This is a genomic window from Francisella sp. 19S2-4, assembly GCF_036281795.1.
In the GTDB taxonomy this organism is placed as follows: Bacteria; Pseudomonadota; Gammaproteobacteria; order Francisellales; family Francisellaceae; genus Francisella.
The window spans coordinates 1-7279 of record NZ_JAWUZH010000065.1; the positions used below are offsets into that span (position 1 = coordinate 1).

Sequence of the window (7279 nt, forward strand, 5' to 3'; positions counted from 1 at the left end):
AATACTAATATCTGTAACATCTGTATTTTACAAAATATATCTAACAATTTGGGATATTAATTCAACAGTCTTTAATTGATAAGCATGATGGTAGTGAGAGTGGGCATCTCAAAAAAAGAAACTAGCTAGTAGCATATGGAGAGTAATATGAATAATAATGTTCTTACTCACAAATCGATAGATGAAAATATTTCAGGTAATTTAGTTGAATTAGGACAAGGGTTTTCTCAAGTAAATCTTAAAACAACAGAGATTATGCTTGCAGAAAAGACAGGATTAATTCATGGCGGATTTATCTTTAGTGCAGCAGACTATGCAGCTATGTTAACAGTGAATCATGAGAATGTAGTTTTAGGAAAGGCAGAAATAACATTTATTAAGCCAGTTATATTAGGAGATATTGTAAGTTTTTTTGGATCTTTAGTTAGCCATATTAGTGATATAAAAAAGGAGGTATCAGTCATTGGCCAAGTTAATAATACTATAGTTTTTAAAGGGAATTTTTTATGTTATATAAAAAATTCTTAAGATAAGGAGAATAGCTATGATTTTAATTAATGACGAGAAAAAAATTCACCCTACAGTTTTAATGGATGATACTGCTTGGGTTTTTGGAGATGTTACTATGGGACCAAATTGTCGTGTTTATGCAGGGGCGGTTATAAGAGCTGATCTTGATAAAATGGTATTTGGTGAAGGTGTCTGTATTAATGATAACTGTATCTTACATGGTATAGGAGTTACTGGAGAAGGTTTTTTAATCGGTGATGGAACAAATATAACACATGGTGCTATGGTACATAAAAGTGTAATTGGTAAAAATTGCATGATTGGAATTGGAGCAAAAGTTGTTGATACAGTCATAGGAAATAATTGTTTAATAGCAGCAGGATCTGTAGTTATTGATAGAATTCCTGATTTTAGTTTTGTAGCGGGAGTTCCTGGTAAAGTTATTAAAAAAGTTACTGAAAGAGAGTGGAATATTATACGTCATTCTTGGTTAGCTCAATATGAAGAATCTTTTGTTGTGAATAATAAAGCACAAAAAACAAAATGGATTGATGAACACAAAGAGTCAGGCTATGCAAATAAAATAGAGAATGTTTTTCCAGAGTTTTCAAGAATACAAAAATAATTAGGAGCTATATAAAATAAAAATATTATGTGTTTTATATGATGATCCTAAAGATGGTATGCCAAAAAAATACCCATTAAACGAAATACCTAAGTTAAAAAATTATCCTGATGGCTCATCGCTACCAACACCAAAGAAGATAGATTATGAACCAGGTGAGTTACTCGGATGTGTTTCTGGAGAACTTGGGTTAAGAAAGTTTTTAGAGGATTTAGGTCATGAGCTTGTGGTTACATCAGATAAAGATGGTGATGGGTGTAGAGCAGAGCAAGAATTAATTGATGCTGATGTTGTTATATCTCAACCTTTTTGGCCTTTTTATCTTACAAAAGAAAGGATACAGAAAGCTAAAAATTTTAAGCTAGCAATAACAGCAGGTATTGGCTCTGATCATGTTGATTTAGTTGCAGCTGCCGTTAATAGTATTGATGTTGTTGAGGTGACATATTCAAACTCAATTTCAGTATCTGAGCATATTGTAATGATGATTTTATCTATGGTTAGAGATTATCTAACACAGCATGAAATAGCTAGATCTGGTGGTTGGGATATTGCGGATGCTGTAAAAAGATAATATGATCTTGAAGGGATGAATGTTGGTACTGTAGCAGCAGGCAGGATAGGGCTTTCTGTACTAAGAAAATTAAAGCCATTTGATACTAAGTTACATTACTTTGATAAGTATAGATTGCCACAAGATATAGAGGAAGAGTTAAATTTGACCTATCATTCTGATCTAGAATCAATGCTTAAAGTTTGTGAAGTAATAACCATAAACTGTCCTTTATATAAAGAGACAGAAAATTTATTTAATGAAACTACTATAAATAAGATGAAAAAAGGAGCTTATTTAATAAATACTGCTCGAGGAAAGATCTGTGATGCACAAGCTGTAGTCAAAGCATTAGAAACTGGTCAATTAAGTGGTTATGCTGGAGATGTATGGTATCCTCAGCCTGCTCCAAAGGATCATGTTTGGAGGACTATGTCACATAATGGTATGACTCCACATACCTCAGGAACTACTCTATCTGCGCAAGCAAGATATGCAGCGGGAACAAGAGAAATATTGGAGTGTTTTTTAGCTGGAAAAGAGATTAGGGATGAATATTATATCGTCAAAAATGGTAAGCTCGCGGGAGCAGGAGCTCATTCTTATAAATAAGGCTTAAGAAGAAATTCTCTATAAAATAACTCTTAAATTTAAACTAGTTTATTTATCTTTTAAAACACAAAATTTTATGAAAATTTTATACTTTCTTTATTATTTCCTAATAGAACTTTTATACCTTTAGAATCTATAATCTATCACCTTTGAAAAATTGATATAAATTTAAAATATAAAAAGAGGTTGATATGATTTTTCTTTCTGCAGTTGTAATGATAACTTTAGCGGTTTATATGACTTTGACTCTTATCTTTCCAGATAAATTTTAATTGGTAGGGGTAGGTTATGTATCTAAACTTTATAATATTTGCAATCTTTATAGTAATAATAGCTTTGATAACAAAGCCATTAGGAAACTATATATTTAAAGTTTTTAATAATGAAAAAACTAATTTAGATTGGTTTGCTAGACCATTTCAAAGATTATACTTATTATTTTTGGGAGAAAGCTCAAGAAAAGAGCAAACAGCTAAGGCTTATTTTTTTAGCTTATTAAGCTTCTCAATAATGGCTTTTATCTTTGTTTTTCTGATACTTGTTTTACAGGGAGTTTTACCTTTAAATCCTCAAGAAATAAAAGGTATGAGTTTCTCTCAAGCGTTTAATACAGCTATTAGCTTTGTGACAAATACAAACTGGCAAAGTTATTCTGGAGAAACAGGAGCTAGCTATTTTTCACAGATGATAGCTCTTGCGGTACAAAATTTTGTTTCAGCAGCTGTTGGGTTATCTGTAGCAATTGCTTTGATAAGATCTATAGCTAGACATGAAACAGCAACCGTTGGTAACTTTTGGAATGATCTTGGTAAAGGTATATTTTGGATACTACTACCGATATCAATAGTTATTGCCATTGTATATGTATTCCAAGGAGTGCCACAAAATATAATGGCATATTTACATGTTCATACTTTAGTAGGTAGTGAGCAAATTATTCCACAAGGTCCAGTAGCTTCACAAGAGGCAATAAAGTCACTTGGAACTAATGGTGGTGGTTTCTTTGGTGCGAACTCTGCACATCCTTATGAGAATCCAACACTAATAACAAACTATATTCAAATGATCTCGATATTTGCGATACCAGCAGCTTTAACTTACACATTTGGTAAGTGGGTTGGAAATACAAAGCAAGGCTGGACAATCTTTGGAGTTATGTTGGTTTTATTTATTATTTCTTTACTTATTATGACAGTCTCAGAGCTTCATGGTTTAGATTTTCTTGATAGCAAGCATATCCAAGATATATATGGTCAGATAGGACATTTATCTAATATGGAAGGCAAAGAAACTCGCTTTGGTATATTTAATTCAACTTTGTACAACACAGTATCTACATCAGCTTCAGATGGTGGTATAAATAGTGTAATCGATAGTTATTCTGCTATTGGTGGGATGATGTCTATGCTAAATATGGCAATAGGTGAAGTTATATTTGGAGGTATCGGAGCTGGTTTTTATGGTTTCTTTATGTTCTTAATGTTAGCTGTGTTTATTGGCTCATTAATGATTGGTAGAGCTCCTAGCTTCTTGGGTAAACGTATAGAAGCTAATGATATGAAATGGACTATGTTGGCTCTATTAGTTTCGCCATGTTGTGTATTGGTATTTACAGGGATCGCGAGCGTTATACCAAGTGTGCATGCATCTTTAACAAATAGTGGTGCTCATGGTTTTTCAGAAATATTATATGCTTATATTTCAGGAGCAAATAATAATGGTAGTGCCTTTGCGGGATTAGCAGCAAATACTAGTTATTTAAATATAACTATAGCATTGAGTATGTTTATCGGTAGATTTGGCATAATTTTTGCGGTGCTAATGTTAGCGGGTTCTTTAGTTAAGAAAAAGCGAAGCTCACAGATATGTGAAATTAGTTCACTAGATACTACAAGTATTATATTTTCAGTATTGGTGTTTTTTACAATATTAATAATTGGTGGTTTGACAATATTCCCAGCATTAGGCTTGGGTCCAATATTAGATCAATTAAATCTAACTTATTTATAGGTTGAAGTTATGAGTACAAAAAAATCTCCGAGTCTATTATCAAAAGAGCTATTAGTACCAGCTCTAGCAAAAACTTTTTCAAAATGTGATCCTCGCCAGATGATCAAAAATCCGGTTATGTTCTGTGTTGAAGTTGTTACCTTACTATGTACATTGTATTTAATAACAGAGCTTTTTGAAGGTCAAAGCGTTGGCTTTACATTACAAATCGTTATTTGGCTATGGTTTACAATATTTTTTGCAAACTTTGCTGAAGGTATTGCTGAAGGTAGAGGTAAGGCTCAAGCAGATACGCTAAAAGCAGCTAAATCAAAGCTTTTTGCTATGAAAGAAGATAGTGAAGGGAATCTTACAAAAGTAGATGCCGAAAGCCTTAAAATAGGTGATATTGTCTTTGTCGATACTAATAATTTTATCCCATGTGATGGTGATGTTATTGAAGGTATGGCAACAATTGATGAATCAGCAATAACAGGAGAGTCAGAACCAGTTGTTAAAGAAGCGGGTTCTGATAACTCAGCAGTAACAGCTGGTACAAAAGTCTTATCTGATAGTGTCAAAATTAAAGTAACATCTAATCCAGGTGAGAGTTTTTTAGATAAGATGATTGATCTTGTTGAGAATGCTAAAAGACTTAAATCACCAAATGAAATTGCTTTGACTATTTTATTATCAGGGTTGACGTTGATTTTTATATTTGCGATATGTTCTTTATATGGCATGGCAATGTATAGTAGGACTCAGTTATCAGCAGTAGTATTGATAGCTTTATTTGTGACTTTAATTCCAACAACAATTGCAGGTCTGCTTTCAGCTGTTGGGATATCGGGTATGGATAGATTGTTAAAGTTCAATATAGTAGCTATGTCAGGTAGGGCTGTAGAGTCTTCTGGTAATATTGACTTATTACTTTTAGATAAAACAGGGACTATTACATTAGGTAATCGTTTTGCAACAGACTTTATTCCATTAGGAGCGGCTTCTCCAGAGGAGCTTGCTCATGCTGCATGGTTATGCTCTTTAGTAGATGAGACACCTGAAGGTAAATCAATAGTTAAGTTAGCTGAAAAGAACTTTGGCTTTGATAAAAAGAAAGTAGATTTATCAGAAGCAGAAATTATACCTTTCTCAGCATATACAAGAATGAGTGGCATAGACTATCAAAACTTAGAGATAAGAAAAGGGGCTATATGTTCTGTAGAGAATTATCTAGAAGGTAAGCTTGATAGTGGTTTAGCTGTGATGTTTAAAAAAGTTACAGAACAAATATCTGAGCAAGGAGGTACACCTTTAGCAGTAGCTCAAAAAGATAGACTTTTAGGTGTTGTACATCTTAAAGATATTATTAAACCAAAGATTAAACAGCGTTTTGAAGAGTTACGTAAGATGGGTGTACAGACTGTGATGATTACTGGTGATAATCCTCTAACTGCAGCAGCGATTGCAGCTGAAGCTGGGGTTGATGATTTTGTTGCTCAAGCATCACCTCAGGATAAGCTAGATTATATTATAAAAGCTCAAGAAGAAGGTAAAACTGTAGCAATGTGTGGAGATGGAACAAATGATGCTCCTGCACTTGCTCAAGCTGATGTTGGTATTGCTATGGCTACAGGAACTTCTGCAGCTAGAGAAGCTGGAAATATGGTAGATCTAGATTCAGATCCTAAGAAAATCATAGAGATCGTTAAAATTGGGAAGCAGATACTTGTTACTCGAGGAGCTCTAACAACATTTAGCGTGACTAATGATATCGCAAAATATTTTGTAGTAATTCCCGCATTATTTGTGACAGCTTTTCCAAGTTTGGGTGCTATGAATATAATGAATCTTCATTCGTCTACAAGTGCGATATTGTCAGCTGTAATATTTAATGCATTAATTATTATATTTTTGATTCCAATGGCATTAATAGGTGTAAAGAATGTAGTTGCATCATCACAAACTTTATTACGTAAGAACCTTTTATATTATGGTTTAGGTGGTGTAATAGTTCCGTTTATTTGCATCAAGCTGATTGATATGTTTATTACAGCTATTCATTTGGTTTAGGTAAGGAGAGTATAAAATGTTAAATTTATTTAAATCATTTAAGGCAATGCTTTTATTTACTCTTGTATTAGGAGTAGCTTATCCATTTTTTATAATGTCGGTTGGTTATACTGTATCAAAAGGTACAACAACAGGGTCTCAAGAGTACTATAATGGTAAGTTAGTTGGATCTAAGTTGATTGGTCAGGTTATGCCGACAAATTTATTCCAAACAAGACCATCAGCATCAAATGATAATCCACTAGCAACAGGTGGAACAAACTATGCTGTTAATAATAAAACTCAACTAAAAGATGTTAAAGAAAGAGTTAGTAAGCTACAAACTATATATGGTTCTAAAGCTATTCCTGAAGATATGGTTTTTGCTTCAGCTAGTGGCATTGATCCTGATATAAGTTTACAATCTGCAAAGTATCAAGAAGAATATGTAGCTAAGAAAAATAATTTACCAGTCAAACAAGTAGAACAGCTAATTGAGAAAAATACGACCAAGCATTTATTGGGAATCGATACAGTAAATGTTCTTAATTTAAATATTGATCTGCTTAAAATTCTAAATAAAAAAGCTTCTTAGTTATAGATTTTAATCTATAGTCACTTATTGTGAAGTAAATCATTGACTAGCCTATATATACGAAAAAATTTAATTATTACGATTGAGAAATATACTAGTTACATTTTTATGCTATTTTTTTAAATATTAATTTATTTGTTAAGGATAGGTCTTTGAATACTAATAATATATTTAGAGTGGATGTTTATAGATGGAAATGTGGACACATTGGGTTAGGACTTAAAAAATTAGATAATGATGGCAGTATACTAAAAAAAAATGTTTCTGGGAAATCTAAAAGACTGTTGAATAAATCTTTCAATTTCTATGAATAGGAATATTTTTGCTATTTTTAGTAAAAACTTAG

General features: G+C 32.4%; 7 protein-coding genes. All 7 read left to right on the forward strand.

All coding sequences use genetic code 11. The features are described 5' to 3' along the window. The first annotated feature begins 147 nt into the window (after positions 1–147). The 7 genes from R8535_RS10295 (at position 148) to R8535_RS10325 (ending at position 6933) form a co-directional block, all read left to right on the forward strand. The gene (locus R8535_RS10295) at positions 148–528 is read left to right on the forward strand and encodes a PaaI family thioesterase (protein ID WP_329498998.1); all 381 of its coding nucleotides are present in this window, start codon (positions 148–150) and stop codon (positions 526–528) included. A 16-nt stretch (positions 529–544) separates the two neighbouring features. Then, the gene (locus tag R8535_RS10300; protein WP_329498996.1) at positions 545–1135 is read left to right on the forward strand and encodes a gamma carbonic anhydrase family protein; all 591 of its coding nucleotides are present in this window, start codon (positions 545–547) and stop codon (positions 1133–1135) included. Between the two features lie 58 nt (positions 1136–1193). Then, positions 1194–1709, forward strand: a complete 516-nt coding sequence (locus R8535_RS10305) for a hypothetical protein (protein WP_329498994.1) — start codon at positions 1194–1196, stop codon at positions 1707–1709. A gap of 15 nt (positions 1710–1724) precedes the next feature. Then, entirely contained in the window at positions 1725–2300 is a 576-nt protein-coding gene (locus R8535_RS10310; RefSeq protein WP_329498993.1) for an NAD(P)-dependent oxidoreductase, read from the forward strand. A 288-nt stretch (positions 2301–2588) separates the two neighbouring features. Further along, the gene (kdpA, locus tag R8535_RS10315; RefSeq protein ID WP_329498991.1) at positions 2589–4310 is read left to right on the forward strand and encodes a potassium-transporting ATPase subunit KdpA; all 1722 of its coding nucleotides are present in this window, start codon (positions 2589–2591) and stop codon (positions 4308–4310) included. Between the two features lie 9 nt (positions 4311–4319). Next, on the forward strand, positions 4320–6359 hold the full coding sequence (gene kdpB, locus R8535_RS10320; RefSeq protein ID WP_329498989.1) for a potassium-transporting ATPase subunit KdpB: 2040 nt from the start codon (positions 4320–4322) through the stop codon (positions 6357–6359). A 16-nt stretch (positions 6360–6375) separates the two neighbouring features. Continuing rightward, a complete protein-coding gene (locus tag R8535_RS10325) occupies positions 6376–6933 on the forward strand; it encodes a potassium-transporting ATPase subunit C (RefSeq protein ID WP_329498987.1) in 558 nt (185 codons plus the stop codon). Positions 6934–7279 lie beyond the last annotated feature (346 nt).

Bases quoted from the DNA above. Each gene is read 5' to 3' on its own strand.
- kdpA (WP_329498991.1), top strand. From the start codon at position 2,589: ATGTATCTAAACTTTATAATATTTGCAATCTTTATAGTAATAATAGCT.
- R8535_RS10325 (WP_329498987.1), top strand. From the start codon at position 6,376: ATGTTAAATTTATTTAAATCATTTAAGGCAATGCTTTTATTTACTCTT.
- R8535_RS10305 (WP_329498994.1), top strand. From the start codon at position 1,194: ATGCCAAAAAAATACCCATTAAACGAAATACCTAAGTTAAAAAATTAT.
- kdpB (WP_329498989.1), top strand. From the start codon at position 4,320: ATGAGTACAAAAAAATCTCCGAGTCTATTATCAAAAGAGCTATTAGTA.
- R8535_RS10300 (WP_329498996.1), top strand. From the start codon at position 545: ATGATTTTAATTAATGACGAGAAAAAAATTCACCCTACAGTTTTAATG.
- R8535_RS10295 (WP_329498998.1), top strand. From the start codon at position 148: ATGAATAATAATGTTCTTACTCACAAATCGATAGATGAAAATATTTCA.
- R8535_RS10310 (WP_329498993.1), top strand. From the start codon at position 1,725: ATGAATGTTGGTACTGTAGCAGCAGGCAGGATAGGGCTTTCTGTACTA.